Source organism: Hymenobacter yonginensis, from assembly GCF_027625995.1.
Classification (GTDB): Bacteria; Bacteroidota; Bacteroidia; order Cytophagales; family Hymenobacteraceae; genus Hymenobacter; species Hymenobacter yonginensis.
Genome location: NZ_CP115396.1, coordinates 733,028 through 749,175, shown reverse-complemented (window position 1 = coordinate 749,175; position 16,148 = coordinate 733,028). Strand labels below are relative to the sequence as shown.

The following is a 16,148-nucleotide window of genomic DNA, read 5'->3' as shown; positions in this document are numbered from 1 at the left end:
TAACACCTTTAGTACTGCTTATCGTCGAAATCGTCGATGAGCAGGCCTTTGGTGCGGCTGATGATGTCCGACAGGAACTTGCTGGCACCAGATGGCTTCTTGGGTTCAGCAGGTTTCTGCGGCTCTGCTTTGGCCACGGGCTGCGGGGCGGGAGTCGGCGCGGCGGCCTGGTAGTAAGGCACGGCCGCCGGACGAATTTCCTCTTGCTGCTCGTAGTTGCGGTTCAGGCGCTCATCGAGCGAGCGGTAGCCGGTCAGCACGAGGCCCACCGTGGTGGCGTACATCGGCGACTTCACGGCTTCGATCTTGCTCTTGCCCAGGTGCTCGTTGGGGTAGCCGATGCGGGTGTCGAGGCCCGTAACGTACTCCGTGAGTTGTACCAGGTTCTGGAGCTGCGAGCCGCCGCCGGTCAGCACGATGCCGGCCGCCAGCTTGTCGGCGTGGCCGGTGCGCTGGATTTCAGCATACACCAGCTCGATGATTTCCTCCATCCGGGCCTCGATGATGTAGGCCAGATTCTTAAGGCTGATTTCCTTGGGTGCCCGGTCGCGCAGGCCGGGGATGCTCACGATTTCGTAGTCGGAAGCTTCCTCGGCAATGGCTTTGCCGAACTTCACCTTCAGCTGCTCTGCCTGGTTCTGCATCACCTGGCAGCCCAGCTTGATGTCGCTGGTCACGATGTTGCCACCGAACGGCAGCACCGCCGCGTGGCGGATGATGCCGTCCTTGAAAATAGCCAGGTCGGTAGTGCCGCCCCCGATGTCAATCAGGGCCACACCGGCTTCCTTCTCCTCATCCGACAGCACCGACATGCTCGAAGCCAGCGGCTCCAGAATCAGGTTGTCGATTTCGAGGCCGGCCTTCGTGACGCACTTGTTAATGTTGTTGATGGCCGTGCTCTGGGCCGTGATGATGTGGAAGTTGCCTTCCAGCCGCACGCCCGACATGCCCACAGGGTCCATGATGCCTTCCTCGTAGTCGACTTTGTAGTCCTGGGGCATCACGTGGATGATCTGCGAGCCGGGCGGCGTCACGAGGCGGTACATGTCGCCGGTGAGGCGTTCCACATCTTCCTGCGTGATTTCATTGTCGGCCGAGGCACGCGTGATGCTGCCGTTGTGCTGCAAGCTCTTGATGTGCTGGCCGGCAATGCCCACGTTCACCACGCCAATGTTAATACCGGACTGCTCTTCGGCCTGCCGGATGGCCCGCTTGATAGCGTCTACGGTTTTGTCGATGTTGGACACGATACCGCGCACGACACCCTCCGACACGGCTTTGCCCATGCCCAAGATTTCGAGCTTGCCAAATTCGTTTTTGCGGCCCACTAGGGCGCAGATTTTGGTGGTTCCAATGTCGAGGCCGACTACAATCTTATCGTGCTGCATGGGGAGGATGTCGGGGAAAGCTGGCAGAGAGGTGCGGTGGAGAGCAGGTGTAGAAAGGCAAAAATAGCCTTTTCAAGCTAACAGAGTAAGAAAATCTCACTCACAGATTATCTGGTCTTTGAATTCGATGTTGACGCGGTGGTACGTGTCCCAGCCCAGGGCCGGGGGTATTTGTCGGTAAAATACCATCAGTTTCGCAAATTTCTCCGAAATATTCTCAGGAAAACCAAATTCTACCTGCTGGTCTCCTATTTGCTGGGTAAAGGAAACCTTGCCGTTGGGGGCAATGAATACCTCGGCTACCTGGGCCCGCCAGAACGAATGCTCGTCGATGTAGCGCAGCAGCTCCAGGTAGCGCCGGCCGGTGGAATCCTGAAAAAAGCCGGCCGACAGCGGCTGGCCGCCCGGCCGCGCCACCGGCACCACCCGCGCCGTAAACAGCGACGACAGCGGCAGCTTGTGGCCGTCGGCGTCGAGGTAGCAGTCCTGGCGGGTGTCGGCGTGCACGAGGCGCGCGATGGGGCGGTTCTGGCGCACGTCGGCGTGCAGGTTGCCGGCCAAGTCGCGGTACACCTGAGCGTCCTTCACGAAGCTGTGCGCCTTCAGGCGGGCCTCCAGAGCCGGCAGGTTGAGTTCGTCGGGGGTGGCGCCCTCCAGGCGCTGCCGGCCGTCGCGGGTGAGCAGGGCCGTTACTTCCCGCTCGCTGATGAAGAAGTTGTTGAACTCGTTGCCGATGGTCACAATCACCTGGCCCACGGGGCGGCTGGCCTGGCGCACGCCGGCAAACACGGCCAGCCCGCCCAGCAGCACGAGGCAGCCGGTAGCAAACAGCACGTTATTGACCTTACGCTTGAGTTCCATGCCAACGAAGATGTAAAATATTCTTTAAACGCGGTACCAACTGATCGATGTCGCCGGCACCGACGGTGGCCAGCACGTCGAAATCCGTGCCTGTTTCGGCATTTGCCAGAATTTCGTTGCGGGTCTGCAACGATTTTTTGGGCGCGGTTATTTGGGACAAAATCAATTCGGACGTAACACCGGGCATGGGCAGCTCCCGGGCCGGGTAGATATCCATCAGCACCACTTCATCGGCCAAACTCAGGCTTTCGGCGAAGCCCGGCGCGAAGTCGCGGGTGCGGGAGAACAGGTGGGGCTGGAAGATGACGCGGAGTCGGCGGCCCGGATACAGCGCCCGCACAGAACGCAGGAACGCTTCGATTTCGCGTGGGTGGTGGGCATAATCATCAAGATACACCTGAGGCGCGGCGGGCGTGCCGGCCGTCAGGATGAACTCGAAGCGGCGCTTTACGCCCCGGTAGGCCGCCACGGCCGCCTGCAGGGCCTGTGGCGCCACGCCTTCCAGCTGGGCCACGGCGGCGGCGGCCAGCATATTCTCCACGTTGTGAAAGCCCGGCACGGCCAGCGTGAGGCCGGCCACGGTGCCCAGCGGCCCGTGCAGGTCGAAATGGAACTCGTGGCCCTGAGCCGTGATGCCCGTAGCGTACAGTTCCGGCCCCTGCTCCTGCGACAAACCGTAGCGAATCACCCGCACGCCGGCCGGGGCGGCGGCGGCCACGCTGGGGTCGGCGGTGTGGTTGATGAGCAGGGTGCCGCCGGGCTGAATCTGGCCCACAAACTGCCGGAACGACTCCACCAGCGACTCTTTGTCGCCGTAGATGTCGAGGTGGTCGGCGTCGGTGCTTGTGACGATGGCAATGGTGGGATGTAGCGTCAGGAAGCTGCGGTCGTACTCGTCGGCTTCTACTACTACCGGCGCATCGGGGTGGCCGGCGGGCGGCAGCAGCAGGTTGGAGCCCAGGTTCACGCTGATGCCGCCCAGGAAGGCCGCACTGGGCACGCCGGCATGGTGCAGCAAGTGCGCCACCATGCTGCTGCTGGTGGTTTTGCCGTGGGTGCCGGCCACGGCAATAGTGCGGTGGCCCTGCGTGAGCACGCCCAGCACCTGGCTACGCTTGCGGATATCGAAGCCGTTTTCGCGCAGCCAGGCCCACTCCTGGTGGTCTTTTGGAATGGCCGGGGTCAGGACTACGAGCGTGTTGCCGGGGTTCTGGCGCACTTCAAGCGGAATCTGGTTTACGGCATCCTCGAAATGCACGGCAATGCCTTCGGCCTCCAGCGCGTCGGTCAGGGGCGTGCGGGTTTTGTCGTAGCCCGACACTTGGTGGCCGTTGGCCTGAAACCAGCGGGCCAGCGCCGACATACCGATGCCGCCAATGCCAAGGAAGTAGACGAGCTGTTTCACGTGTGAAGTGATGGGGTAATGAGGTGATGGAGTGAATCGTTGACCGTCATGCTGAGCTTGCCGAAGCATCTCTACTGCTGGCTAACCAATTGGCACTGCAACGAAGCGGTAGGGATGCTTCGACAGGCTCAGCATGACGGACGGGCTGTAGTTACTACTGCTTTACCAGCTTCAGCAGCTCATCCACGATGGTGGTGGTGGCGGCCGGGCGGGCGAGCTGGAGCACGTTGGCGCTCAGCTGCTGCTGTTGCGTGGAGTTCTGCAGTAGCGCCAGCGCCTCGTCGTAGAGGCGGGTGGCAGCTTCGGTATCGGGGACGAGCAGGGCGGCATCTTTGCGCACCAGGGCCATGGCGTTTTTGGTCTGGTGGTCTTCGGCCACGTTGGGCGAGGGCACCAGGATGCTGGGCTTGCCCGTGAGGCACAGTTCCGACACCGACAGCGCTCCGGCCCGGCTGACCACCACGTCGGCGGCGGCGTAGCCCAGGTCCATGCGCTGCACGAACTCCAGCGCGTGCTGGCCGGTGGCAGTGTATGGCGCGGCCTGCTCCCGGGCCTGCGGGTAGTAGACTTTGCCGGTTTGCCAGAGCAGTTGCACGCCGGCGGCCTGCAGGCGCGGCAGCGCGGCGGCGGTGGCCTGGTTGAGCGTGCGGGCCCCCAGGCTGCCCCCAATCACGAGCAGCACCGGCCGGCTGGCGTCGAGCCCGAAGAAAGCCAGAGCCTCGGCGCGGTTGCCGGTGGCTATTTCAGTGCGGACCGGGTTGCCGGTGAGCACGAGGCGGTCGGCGGGGAAGAACTTGTCCATGCCGTCGTAAGCCACGCAGATTTTATCGACCCGCTTGGCCAGCAGCTTGTTCACGAGGCCGGCGTAGGAGTTCTGCTCCTGAATCAGGCTGGGGATGCCGCGCGAGGTGGCCGCCAGCAGCACCGGCGCCGAAGCGTAGCCGCCCACGCCCACCACGGCATCGGGCCGGAACTGCTCGATGAGCTTGCCGGCTTTGCGCACGGCGCGCATCACCTTGATGGGAAACATCAGGTTTTCGGGCGTGAGGCGGCGCTGCAGGCCGCTGATGTCGAGGCCCACGATTTTGTAGCCGGCTTCCGGCACGCGCGTCATCTCCATGCGGCCGTTGGCGCCCACAAACAGGATTTCGGCGTCGGGCAGGCGGCGGCGCAGCTCGTTGGCAATGGCCACTGCCGGGAAGATGTGGCCCCCGGTGCCGCCGCCGCTGATGATGAATTTCATTTTGTTAGTGCTTATTTGTTAGTGCTTAGCGCCTGGTGCTCAGTGCATAGGTCGTTCATGAGCGATACTTCACTTGAACGGCCTATGCACTGAGCACCAGGCACCAGGCACTAAGCGTAGGCTGTTTTGCGCGGAATCCGCACGGTGTCGGCGGGCTCGCCGACTACGGGGCGGATTTCCCGCTCGCCACGGCTTACGCTCAGGATAATACCGACGCTGATGCCAGTGAAGATGAGCGAGGTGCCACCCATGCTCAGCAGGGGCAGCGGCAAGCCGGTAATCGGGCCCAGCCCCACGGCCACGCCCATATTCACCATGGCCTGCAAGACTAAGCTGAAACTCAGCCCCGCCGAAAGCAGCCCCCCAAACGCGCCGTGACTGTTCACCACCGTCAGCAGCCCTCGATAGAGGAAGGCCAAGTACAGAAACAGCACGGCCACGCCGCCCACAAGGCCATATTCCTCGATAATGACGGCGTAGATGAAGTCGGAGTACGGGTGGGGCAGGATGTTGCGCTCGGTGCTGTTGCCGGGGCCTTTGCCCGTGACGCCGCCCGTGGCAATGGCAATGTAGGAGTGCTCCAGCTGAAACGGCACCGGCTTGCTCTTGTCGGTGAAGTTCTCGATGCGCGACACAAATGTATGGTACCGCTCTCCTGAGGCTAACCCTACAACGCCTACCACTAACCCAATAGCCACCATTACGGCCATCTGCTTGAGAGGCACGCGGCCAATGAACATTAGCAGCAGGCAAGTGCCAAATAATAACAATGCCGTGGAAGCATTACTCAAGATGATGATACCGCAAATCAAACCCACCCAGAGCATCACAGGCAGCAGCGTAGTCTTGAAATCATGAACGTTTTGTTGCCGCCGGCTTAGCATAGACGCCACGTGGGCAATCAAAGCCAATTTGGCTAAGTCAGAGGGCTGGAAGGTCTGGTTGATGACCGGGATGGTCAGCCAGCGGGAGGCGTCATTAAGGGTGGTGCCGCCCATGAAGAACGTGAACAGCAGCAGCGGCACCGAGGCCAGCAGCGCGTACAGCGACAGGCGCGAGTAGTTGCGGTAGTCGATGCGGTGGGCCAACCACATCAAGGCCAGGCCCGCGAAAATCAGGCTGGTGTGCTTGAACAGAATCATCTCCGACGACCCCGCCCGGCCGCGCAGTTCGTTCTTATACGCCAGCGTGCCCGTGGCCGAGTACACCACGGCCATACTAATCAGCGAAAACAGAATCACGATGCCCCAGAGCACCGGGTCGCCCTTCAGGTTCTGCCGCAGCCAGTTTTTGATGATGTCCATGATGGTGGGTTGGGGGAGTGATGTATTGGGACGCGTGGGGCGCGGCCGTTACTCGTTGGCTTCTTCCCGGGTGAGGTCGTCGGCGTAACGGGCCACGGCGGCGGCAAACTGGCGGCCGCGGTCCTCGTAGTTTTTGAACAGGTCGAAGCTGGCGCAGGCCGGCGAGAGCAGCACCACGTCGCCGGCTTCGGCCAGGGCGGCGGCGCGGCGCACGGCCGTGTCCACGCTGCGGGTTTCTTCGAGGTGCGGCACCACGTCGCCGAAGGCTTCGCGCAGCTTCTCGTTGTCGGCCCCGAGGCAGATGAGGGCCTTCACGCGCGAGCCGGCCAGCGGCACCAGCGTGGTGTAGTCGTTGCCCTTGTCGGTGCCGCCCGCAATCCAGACGATGGGCTGCCGGATGCCATCGAGAGCGTACCAGGCGGCTTCCACGTTGGTGGCTTTGGAGTCGTTGATGAAGCGCACGCCCTGGACTTCGCCCACGGGCTGCAGGCGGTGGTCGGCGTTGTGGAAGGTGCCGAGGCTGGCTTCAATCTGCGGCTTTTCCAACCCGGCTAGGCGGGCACAGAGCACGGCCGCCAGCATGTTCTGGCGGTTGTGCTGCCCGATGAGCGGCGAGGCCGCAATGCTGAGCTTCTCCGTCTTGCTGAAGTAGCCCGGCTGCATATCCACGCAGATGTCGGTTTCGTCGATATAGTAAGCGCCCAGCTGGTAGTCGGGGCGGTGGTGCAGGCTAAAGGGCAGCTGGTTGACGGGCCGCAGCGCCGCCTTGAAGTGGCGCTGGATGGTCTCGTCGTCGGCGTTGTAAACGAAGTAGTTGCTGCTGTCCTGGTTGCGCACGATGCGCAGCTTGGCTTGGGCGTACTTCTCCAGCGAGTACTCGTAGCGGTCCAGGTGGTCGGGCGTGATGTTGAGCAGCACCGAAATCCAGGGCTGGAAGTCGTAGGTGTCATCCAGCTGAAAGCTGCTCAGCTCTACCACGTAGTACTCGTGCTGATCTTCAATCACCTGTTCGGCCAGCGAGAAGCCTACGTTGCCGGCCAGGCCCACCTTGTAGCCTGCTTCCTTCAGCAGGTGGTAGGTGAGCAGCGTGGTGGTGGTTTTGCCGTTGGTGCCCGTGATGCAGATGCACCGGGCCTTGGTGTGGCGCCCGGCCAGCTCAATCTCCGAAATAATGGGCGTACCCTTCTCCCGCAGCGCCTTGATAACCGGCGCCTTCTCCGGGATGCCAGGGCTTTTCACTACCTCGTCGGCCTTCATCACCTCGGCCATGGTGTGCTGGCCTTCCTCGAACGGAATGCCGGCCGCGTGCAGCTTCTCCTTATATACAGGCTGAATCGGGCTTTGGTCGGACACGAATACGGTGTGGCCTTTGGCCTGCGCCAACAGCGCCGCCCCTACCCCACTTTCCGCAGCTCCTAAGATGACGTAGTGCATTCTTTCAGTATTGAGTATTGGGTACTTAGTAGTGAGTACTGTGTTTAGTGTCAGGCAGCAAGGAATTAGGACGCTAACTCCTACTATACCAACCACTCAATACGCATTACTCAGTACCATTCAGCATTAGCGCAATTTGAGAGTAACCAAAGTCAAGACCGCCAGCATAATCCCCACAATCCAGAACCGCGACACGATTTTGGATTCGTGGTAGCCGAGCTTCTGGTAGTGGTGGTGCAGCGGCGACATGCGCAGCAGCCGGCGCCCTTCGCCGTACTTGCGCTTGGTGTACTTAAACCAGCTCACCTGCAGCATAACCGACAGGTTTTCAATCAGAAACACTCCGCACAGCACCGGAATCAAGAGCTCTTTACGCACGATGATGGCCAGCACGGCAATAATGCCGCCGATGGCCAGCGAGCCGGTGTCGCCCATGAACACTTGCGCCGGGTAGCTATTGTACCACAAAAAGCCCACGCAGGCCCCCACGAAGGCCGCGCAGAAAATCACCAGCTCCCCGGAGTTCGGAATGAACATAATATCTAGGTAGTCAGCTAGCAAGGCATTGCCGCTCACGAAGGCGAAGATGGCCAGCGTGGTGCCGATGATGGCCGACGTGCCCGCCGCCAGCCCGTCGAGGCCGTCGGTAATGTTGGCGCCGTTGCTGACGGCCGTGATGATGAGGATGACGATGGGGATGTAGAAGAAGGCGTAGTACTCGTTGAAGAAGTCGCCGGCCGTGGCGAACAGGTCGCCGTAGTTAAGCTCGTTGTTCTTCAGGAACGGCACCGTCGTAATCATCAGTTTCACATCCTGGTAGATGGTGCTGGCGTCTACGGCGGAGGCCTGGCCGTTGGCCAGCAGGTACTGGCGCACGGTCACGTCGTTGGAGAAGAACAGCACCCAGCCCACCGTGAGGCCCAGCCCCACCTGCCCCATAATCTTGAAGCGGCCGGCCAAACCTTCCTTGTCCTTCTTCACCACCTTGATGTAGTCATCGACGAAGCCAATCAGCCCCAGCCAGACGGTGCTCAGAATCATGAGCACGATGTAGATGTTGTCGAGCTTGGCAAACAGCAGCACCGGCACCAGAATGGCCAGCAGGATAATCAGGCCGCCCATGGTAGGCGTGCCCTTCTTCTCCATCTGGCCCTGCAAGCCCAGGTCGCGGATGCTCTCCCCGATCTGCTGGCGCTGCAGCAGCCGGATCAGCGGCGCCCCGAAGTACTGGGCAATGATGAGCGAGGTGACAATGGACAGGGCCGCGCGAAACGAGCTGTACTGCATCACGCCCGTGCCGGGCACGTGATGCACTTTATATAAGTAGTTGAACAGGTAATACAGCATGGGCGCGAGGTCAGCAGGTTGCGGTCAGAAGGGAGGCAAGCTGCAAAGGTTCCAGTTTTTCGGGGTTCGGCAAGCGTTGCGTTTGTGTTGATTTTGGTGTAGTGTCATTGCGAGCGGAGCGAAGTAATCCTTTCTCTTTAAGCGCTAAGCAACCCTGAGCAGAAAGCTTTCCGGCTTTTGGTTACTACACTACTGCCGGAGGGTTTATCTATAAGGAAAGTGTCTGCCATGAGAGGAAGGATTGCTTCGCTCCGCTCGCAATGACAGAGAGTTACTTCCCAAGCAGCTCAAACATCTCCTGCAATACCTTCTTATCGTCGAAATCGGCTTTCACGCCTTTCACTTCCTGATAGGTTTCGTGGCCTTTGCCGGCTACCAGCACAATGTCGTTGGGTCCGGCCAGCGTGACGGCGGTTTTGATGGCCTCGCGCCGGTCGGGGATGGTGAGGACTTTGGCCTGGTCCTGCACTTTCACGCCGGCCTGCATCTGGGCCAGAATATCGTTGGGGTCCTCGAAGCGCGGGTTGTCGGAAGTCAGCACCACCCTATCGGAGGCCTGGCAGGCCAGGTGCGCCATGATGGGGCGCTTGGCGCCGTCGCGGTTGCCGCCGCAGCCTACCACCGTAATTACCTGTTGGGTGGGCTGGCGGATGTCGGCAATGGTCTGGAGCACGTTTTCCAGCGCGTCGGGCGTATGGGCGTAGTCCACGATGCCCGTCACGCGGGTTTTGCCCGATACAATAGTCTCGAAGCGGCCCGGCGCCGACAGCAAACCAGATAACACCGTCAGCACTTCCAGCGGCTCCTCGCCCAGCAGCACAGCCGCGCCATACACGGCCAGCAGGTTGTAGGCATTGAACACCCCAATCAGCCGGAACTGCGCATCGTGCCCGTCGATTTCGAGGTGCAGGCCGTGCACGGCGTTTTCAATCAGCTTGGCCCGGAACGTAGCGGCGCTGCGCAGCGAGTAGGTTTCGCGGCGGGCGGCGGTGTTCTGCAGCATCACCATGCCGCGTTTGTCGTCGGCGTTGGTGAGGGCGAAGGCCGTTTTGGGCAGGCTATCGAAAAAGCCCTTCTTGGCTTTCAGGTAGTTGTCGAACGTGCCGTGGTAGTCGAGGTGGTCGTGGGTGAGGTTGGTGAAGATGCCGCCGGCGAAGCGCAGCGCCGTGGTGCGGTGCTGCACCACGGCGTGGCTGCTTACTTCCATGCAGGCGTGGGTGCAGCCGGCTTCCACCATGCGGGCCAGCAGCTCGTTGAGCCGGATGGCGTCGGGCGTGGTGTGGGTGGCCGGAATCACCTGCTCGTCAATCTGGTTCTGCACGGTGCTCAGCAGGCCGGTGTGGTAGCCCAGCTCGCGCAGCAGCTTGTGCAGCAGCGTGGCGCAGGTGGTTTTGCCGTTGGTGCCGGTTACGCCAATCAGGGTAAGGCTGCGCGACGGGTGGCCGTAGAAGGCGGCCGCCATGTGGGCCATGGCCTCGGCCGAGTCGGGCACCTGCACGTAGGCAGTGGCCGGGTTCAGCTCGGCGGGCAGCACTTCGCACACCACTGCGGCCACGCCCTGCGCCACGGCCTTTTCAATAAACTGGTGCCCATCGGTGGCGGCACCGCGCAGCGCGAAGAACACGGCGCCGGGCGCCGCCTGCCGCGAGTCCAGCGTGAGCTGCTGCACGGGCACGTCGGTGGGGCCGTGCTGCGCCGTCACGGTGACGTCGGCGAGCAAGGCGAAAAGCGGGGGCGTTATTTCTTTCGGGGTAGACAAGGTTGTTCGGTCAGTTTTAGCCCGCAGAGGGCGCAGAGGAAGGCGCAGAAGGCGCTGGGGCGTGCTAGCTCTTGGGCGGCTTGGTGGCAGCGGGCTGCTGCGCCGTGGGTTTGGGGTCGGGCTTTTTGCGGGCGGGGGCGGCCGTGGCTGGCATGGTGCCGGTCAGGCGAGCCTTGGCTTTGGCAGCCAAGGCCCGGGCTTTGGCGTCGAGGTCGGTGTCGATGGGCGTGAGCAGCTTGTTTTCAGCTAGCTGGCTGGGGGCCGGGGCCGCTACTGGCGCAGGACCGGCCGAGCGTTGCCCGATGGGCTCCATGGCCAGCACCACCACCGTGCCGCGCCGCGCCATCGTGCCCGCCGCCACCGACTGCGCCTTCACGCGGCCCGTGCCCTGGGTGCGCACGCGCAGCCCCCGGTTTTCCAGCAGAAACAGCGCGTCGCGCAAGGTCAGGCCCGTGACGTTGGGCACCCGGCCGGGCTTCACGGCCAGCGGCTGCAGGGCAAGGGTTTCGGCGTTGCTGTCAGCGGCCAGCGGGGTGCGCACCCAGTCCTCGTCGGGGGCGGCGCCTTCGCTTTTCACCCCGATCTGCTCACACACCAGCCGCAGCTCGTCCTGCATGCCGGCCGGGGCGTAGGGCAGCTTGGCTTTCTGCAGCGAAGCGGCCCGGGCCAGCAAGGGGCGCTGGCTGGCAGCGTCGCGGGCCATGGCTTTGTCGGCCACCTCGCGGAACACCGGGGCGGCCACGTCGGCGCCGTAGATGCGGCCCTTCTTGGGCGAGTCCACCACCACGATGCAGCTGTACTTGGGCTTTTCGGCCGGAAAATAGCCGCAGAAGCTGGTGGAATACACCTTGGTATAGGCGCCATTCTTGAATTTCCAGGCGGTGCCGGTTTTGCCGGCCATCGTGAAATCTTCGCTGCGGATGCCGCGGGCCGTGCCTTCGGTCACCACGCCTTCCATCATGGCCTTCATCTTGGCCAGCGTCTCGTCGGAGCAGATTTTGGGGTTCAGCACCGTGGGCTCAAACCGCTCCAGCACCTTATCGGCCTGCCGGATTTCGCGCACAATCATGGGCTGCACCTTCACGCCGTTGTTGGCCACGGCGTTATAGAAGGCCAGCGTCTGCAAGGGGGCCAGTTTCAGCTCGTAGCCGATGCTCATGGTGGTGAGCGAAGTGCGGCTCCAGCTGCGGTCCTGGGGGTCTTTCACGTAGGGGCGCGCCTCACCGGCCATCTGGAAGCCCAGCGGCTTGTGCAGCCCGAAGCGCTTGAGGTGTTCGGCGTAGCGCTGGGGCTGCTTGCTGAACTGCCGGTCCACAAGCACGGCCACCCCGATGTTGCTGGACTTCTCAAACACCTGCTTCACCGTAATCTTGCCGTAGCCGTGCGAGTCCGTCTTCACGGCCCCGCCAATATACATGCGGCCGTTGCCGGTATCCACGATGTCGTCGAGGCTGAGTTCGGGGTTTTCCTCGAACAGAGCCATCATGGAGGCCAGCTTGAACGTGGAGCCCGGCTCGGTGCGGCCCTGGTCGGCAATGGCGTAGTTGTAGTCCTCGCGGTACACGCCCTCGGCCACCTTGCCCAGGTTGGCCACGGCCTTGATTTCGCCGGTGGCCACTTCCATCAGAATCACGCAGCCGTACTGGGCGTTGTTGTCCACCAACGACTTGTAGAGGGCGTTTTCGGCCACATCCTGCAGGTTGATGTCGAGCGTGGTCTGCACGTCGTAGCCCGGAATCGGCTTCACCTCGGTGCCGTCGTAGATGGGCTTGTTGCCGCCGGGCAGGCGCTCAAACAGGGCCTCGCCGTCTTTGCCGGCCAGGTGGCGGTTGAAGGTGAACTCCAGGCCCGCGCCGTTCTTGTCTTCGTTCACGAAGCCGATGGTGCGCTGCGCCAGCCCGCCAAACGGCCGGAAGCGCTTGTCCACCTTCTCGAAGATGACACCGCCCTTGTTTTTACCTTCCCGGAAGATGGGCCAGTTGGCCAGCTCCTTTTTCTCCTGGTAGTTGATCTGGCGCGAGTTCAGCCGGATGTAGCGCACCGACGGCTTGGCCAGCCGGGCGTTCTTGAGCTTGCGCTTGTACTCCGATACGCTCCGGTCGCCGAAGAAGTGCGCCAACTGAATCGCCAGCGAGTCCACCTTTTGGTCGAACAGCTGGCGGTCTACCACGCTCGGGTCCCAGGCTACCCGGAAGAAGGGCAGCGAGGTGGCCATGATGCTTTTGCCGTCGTCGGCGAGGATGGTGCCGCGGGTGGCAAACACGGGCTGGTACACCACGCGGCGCTCCTGCTCCAGGGCGCGCCACTTTTCGCCTTCCTTGAATTGGATGTTGGAAATCTTCCAGACCACCGCGCACGAAAACAGGCAGACGCCCAAAAACGCCAGCCGTACGCGGGTAACGATGGATTTTTTAACGCTTCCTTTCATAGGGCAGTTAGCGGCGGCGAGGCGTGGTGGGTTCCGGCATGGCCGGCTCCCCGGTGGCATCCGTCCCGATGGGTACGGGCGGCGCCCCTACCTCAATGGACATCGAGTCAATCGGCCCAACGGGGCCGGCGCGGCGCAGCGAGTCGCGCAGGGTGCGCGCCGCCAGCGAATCGGCCGTCAGCACGGGTACCAGGTCCAGGGCAGCCTCGTCGAGGCGGCCGGCGGGCACTTCAATGCGGAACGGCGGCGAGGAGCTTTCCACCAGCCCGTAGGCGGCCACTTTGCGGGCCACCTCGCTTTGCTTGCTAGCTTCCATGTAGTCCGATTTCAGGGTCGTGTAGTCGGCGCGCAGATCTTCGGCCTCAATCTTCAGGCGCTGGATGCTGCGGTTCATGCGGGTGGCGTAGTGCGTGTTGCCGATGTAAATCAGAATCAGCAGCATCACGAATAGCACGTGCGGCAGGTAGCGCACCGGCAGCCCTTCCCGAAACAGGCCATCCATGCGCGTGAGGCGCTCCAGCAGCGAAAACACGCTCCAGGAGTTGCGGGGCGCCGCCGGCCGCGGAGCCTTGGCGGCCTTTGGGGCGCGCGGGGCAGGCTCCGCTGGCCGCGCGGAAGCGGGCTCCGGCGTGGGCACAGGCTCCGGCTCCACGTGGCGGGGCACGTTGGCGCGGGGCTGGCTGGCGGCGGGTTTTATGGTATTAATGGCCACGGGGCGTGGGGAAGGTCAAAGGTGATTTCTCGCAGTGTTTCGCAGTGGGTGACGCAGTGTCGCGTAGTGTGCTACCGACTTCGCTCCTCACTTTTGATACCGATGCGCAGCTTGGCCGAACGGGCGCGGCTGTTCGTGGCTACCTCCTGCTCGGAGGCCTCAATCGGCTTGCGGGTCAGGACCTCGAACGGGGTGTTGGTGTTGCCGAACAGGTCTTTTTCCGCTTCGCCGAAGAACTTGCCCTTGGCCAGGAAGTTCTTCACCAGCCGGTCTTCCAGCGAGTGGTAGCTCATCACCACCAGCCGGCCGCCAGGGCGCAGCACCTGCGCCGTTTGCTCCAGCATTTCCTGCAGGGCCTTCATTTCGTCGTTGGCCTCGATGCGCAACGCCTGAAATACCTGGGCCAGGTACTTGTTTTCCTTGCCGCGCGGCGTGCAGCTGGCAATGGCCTTTTTCAGGCCGGCAATGGTGCTGATGGTCTGGCCGCGCCGCGCCGAGGCCACGGTTTGGGCCAGGGTGCGGGCGTTGGTCACCTCGCCGTACATGCCGAAGATGCGGTGCAGGTCGGCTTCCGGGTACTCGTTGATGATATCGGCGGCCGTAGGGCCGTCCTCGGCGTTCATGCGCATGTCCAGCGGCCCGTCGAAGCGGGTGCTGAAGCCACGCTCCGGCGTATCAAACTGGTGCGACGACACGCCCAGGTCGGCCAGCAGCCCATCCACGGGCAGGGCGCCGTGGCGCTGCAGCTCCTGGTGCAGGTCGCGGAAGTTGCTGCGGATGAACGTGAACTGCGGCCGGGCCAGCTTGGCGGCCTCGCGCTCAGCGTCGGCGTCCTGGTCGAAGCTATAGAGGTGGCCGGCGCCGCTCAGGTGCTCCAGAATCCGGGCCGAGTGGCCGCCGCCCCCGAAGGTCACGTCGACGTAGCGGCCCTCGGAGCGCAGCTCCAGCGCCTCCAGGCACTCGCGCAGCATTACGGGCCGGTGGTAGGCCGTGTCGTTCAGGTAGTCGTTTGCTGGGGTTTCGCTCATGCGGCCAGGGAGCCGCCAGGCCCGGTTTCGGTGGTAAGAAATTTCTGGGCCAGCTTCGAGAAGCTCTGCTGGTCCTTTATGAGGTATTCGTCGTAGCGGGTGGTGTCCCAGATTTCGCAGCGGTTGCCGAGGCCCACGATGATGGCTTCCTTCTCCAGGCCGGCGTAGCGCCGCATAGACCCCGGCAGCATAAACCGCCCGATGCTATCTAGCTCCACCTCGGTCATGCCCCGGAAGAAGTTGCGCTGAAACTGCCGGTACTCCTCGTTGAACTCGTCGAGCGCCATCACCTTGTCGTGAATCACGCGCCACGCTTCCCGCGGGTAGAGCACCAGGCAGGGCTCGAAGCCCCGCACCAGCACCAACTGGTTGCCGGACGCCTCCGGCAGGCTGCCCTTCACCTTGGCCGGCAGCACCAGCCGCCCTTTCGGGTCCAGCTTGCAGTCGTATTCGCCAGAGAGCAGGTGCATGATTGGTGGGCACAGGTGAGGGATGATAGCAAAAGTACGCAATGCCTCAGAAAAGGCAACCACTATTTACCATTTTCTACCACTCCCCGAAAACCGCGTTTAAACGCAGTAAAACGCATATTTAGCGCATTACTAAGCCGGTTAGGTCCCGCCGCAAATCGCCTCTCCGGAACGCTTGACATAATGGCAGAGTGGGGCGCTACTGCTAACGGTTGCCGAAAGCTTGGCCTGCCAATGGCCGGGTTTTGCACAATGGCCCACCGCATTCTGCACCTGCAACCCCGGCCCGGGTTGCGTATCTTTGCAGGAGTTATGCAGCGTCCTCTCTCCCACCGGCTATTCAGTGCGCTTCTGGCGCTGCTGGTGCTCACCGCCTCGGTGGGCATGGCGGTGCTGCAGCATACCTGCCGGCAGAGTGGCTACCGCACCACGGCGGTGGTGTTCAGCACGCCCAAGCACCGCTGCCCGGCCCCGGAGCCCACTCAGGAGGCCACGCATCATTCCACGAAAGCGCAGCTGACGAGTGCCTGCTGCGACTTCCAGGCCCACCTGCACAAGCTGGACGTGCCCGCACCCGAGCTGGCCTGGGCGAAGCTGCTGCCGCCACCCTTGGCGGCCGACTGGTTTCCGGCCACCGCCTGGCCCACGCTGCCCCCGGCCCCGCTGGTGGCTCGTGCCGCCGCCTGGCACGCCTCCGACAGCTCGCCGCCGCCCCGGGCGGGCCGGCAACTGCTGACGTTCATTCAGGTGCTGGTCGTCTAGCATTTCG

The 16,148-nt window shown here is 62.8% G+C and carries 13 protein-coding genes; 1 reads left to right on the top strand and 12 read right to left on the bottom strand.

From position 1 onward, the window contains the following. Positions 1–8 precede the first annotated feature (8 nt). The 12 genes from ftsA to mraZ form a co-directional block, all read right to left on the bottom strand. Complete coding sequence (gene ftsA, locus O9Z63_RS03330) at positions 9–1,388, bottom strand: cell division protein FtsA (RefSeq protein ID WP_269560312.1); 1,380 nt, start codon at positions 1,386–1,388, stop codon at positions 9–11. Positions 1,389–1,484: 96 nt separating this feature from the next. After that, entirely contained in the window at positions 1,485–2,249 is a 765-nt protein-coding gene (locus O9Z63_RS03325) for a cell division protein FtsQ/DivIB (RefSeq protein WP_270127877.1), read from the bottom strand. Beyond that, positions 2,233–3,654: a UDP-N-acetylmuramate--L-alanine ligase gene (gene murC, locus O9Z63_RS03320; RefSeq protein WP_270127876.1), complete on the bottom strand. Its 1,422-nt coding sequence runs from the start codon at positions 3,652–3,654 to the stop codon at positions 2,233–2,235. Before murC ends, O9Z63_RS03325 begins: the two co-directional genes overlap by 17 nt. Before the next feature lie 154 nt (positions 3,655–3,808). Next, positions 3,809–4,897: an undecaprenyldiphospho-muramoylpentapeptide beta-N-acetylglucosaminyltransferase gene (murG, locus tag O9Z63_RS03315; RefSeq protein ID WP_270127875.1), complete on the bottom strand. Its 1,089-nt coding sequence runs from the start codon at positions 4,895–4,897 to the stop codon at positions 3,809–3,811. A gap of 110 nt (positions 4,898–5,007) precedes the next feature. Beyond that, entirely contained in the window at positions 5,008–6,201 is a 1,194-nt protein-coding gene (locus tag O9Z63_RS03310; protein WP_270127874.1) for an FtsW/RodA/SpoVE family cell cycle protein, read from the bottom strand. A gap of 48 nt (positions 6,202–6,249) precedes the next feature. Beyond that, positions 6,250–7,635 carry a UDP-N-acetylmuramoyl-L-alanine--D-glutamate ligase gene (murD, locus tag O9Z63_RS03305; RefSeq protein ID WP_270127872.1) on the bottom strand — a complete coding sequence of 462 codons (1,386 nt, stop codon included), beginning with the start codon at positions 7,633–7,635 and terminating at the stop codon, positions 6,250–6,252. A gap of 126 nt (positions 7,636–7,761) precedes the next feature. Then, entirely contained in the window at positions 7,762–8,982 is a 1,221-nt protein-coding gene (gene mraY, locus O9Z63_RS03300; protein ID WP_270127871.1) for a phospho-N-acetylmuramoyl-pentapeptide-transferase, read from the bottom strand. 271 nt (positions 8,983–9,253) lie between these two features. Continuing rightward, positions 9,254–10,741: a UDP-N-acetylmuramoyl-L-alanyl-D-glutamate--2,6-diaminopimelate ligase gene (locus O9Z63_RS03295; RefSeq protein WP_408613560.1), complete on the bottom strand. Its 1,488-nt coding sequence runs from the start codon at positions 10,739–10,741 to the stop codon at positions 9,254–9,256. A gap of 64 nt (positions 10,742–10,805) precedes the next feature. Next, entirely contained in the window at positions 10,806–13,169 is a 2,364-nt protein-coding gene (locus tag O9Z63_RS03290; RefSeq protein WP_270127870.1) for a penicillin-binding protein, read from the bottom strand. A gap of 7 nt (positions 13,170–13,176) precedes the next feature. Continuing rightward, on the bottom strand, positions 13,177–13,881 hold the full coding sequence (locus O9Z63_RS03285) for an FtsL-like putative cell division protein (RefSeq protein WP_270127869.1): 705 nt from the start codon (positions 13,879–13,881) through the stop codon (positions 13,177–13,179). A gap of 71 nt (positions 13,882–13,952) precedes the next feature. Further along, on the bottom strand, positions 13,953–14,909 hold the full coding sequence (rsmH, locus tag O9Z63_RS03280) for a 16S rRNA (cytosine(1402)-N(4))-methyltransferase RsmH (protein ID WP_270127868.1): 957 nt from the start codon (positions 14,907–14,909) through the stop codon (positions 13,953–13,955). Continuing rightward, positions 14,906–15,379: a division/cell wall cluster transcriptional repressor MraZ gene (gene mraZ, locus O9Z63_RS03275; protein WP_052381101.1), complete on the bottom strand. Its 474-nt coding sequence runs from the start codon at positions 15,377–15,379 to the stop codon at positions 14,906–14,908. Before mraZ ends, rsmH begins: the two co-directional genes overlap by 4 nt. Positions 15,380–15,691: 312 nt before the next feature. Between mraZ and O9Z63_RS03270 the strand changes: the two genes are divergently transcribed. Continuing rightward, complete coding sequence (locus O9Z63_RS03270; RefSeq protein ID WP_270127867.1) at positions 15,692–16,141, top strand: hypothetical protein; 450 nt, start codon at positions 15,692–15,694, stop codon at positions 16,139–16,141. Positions 16,142–16,148 lie beyond the last annotated feature (7 nt).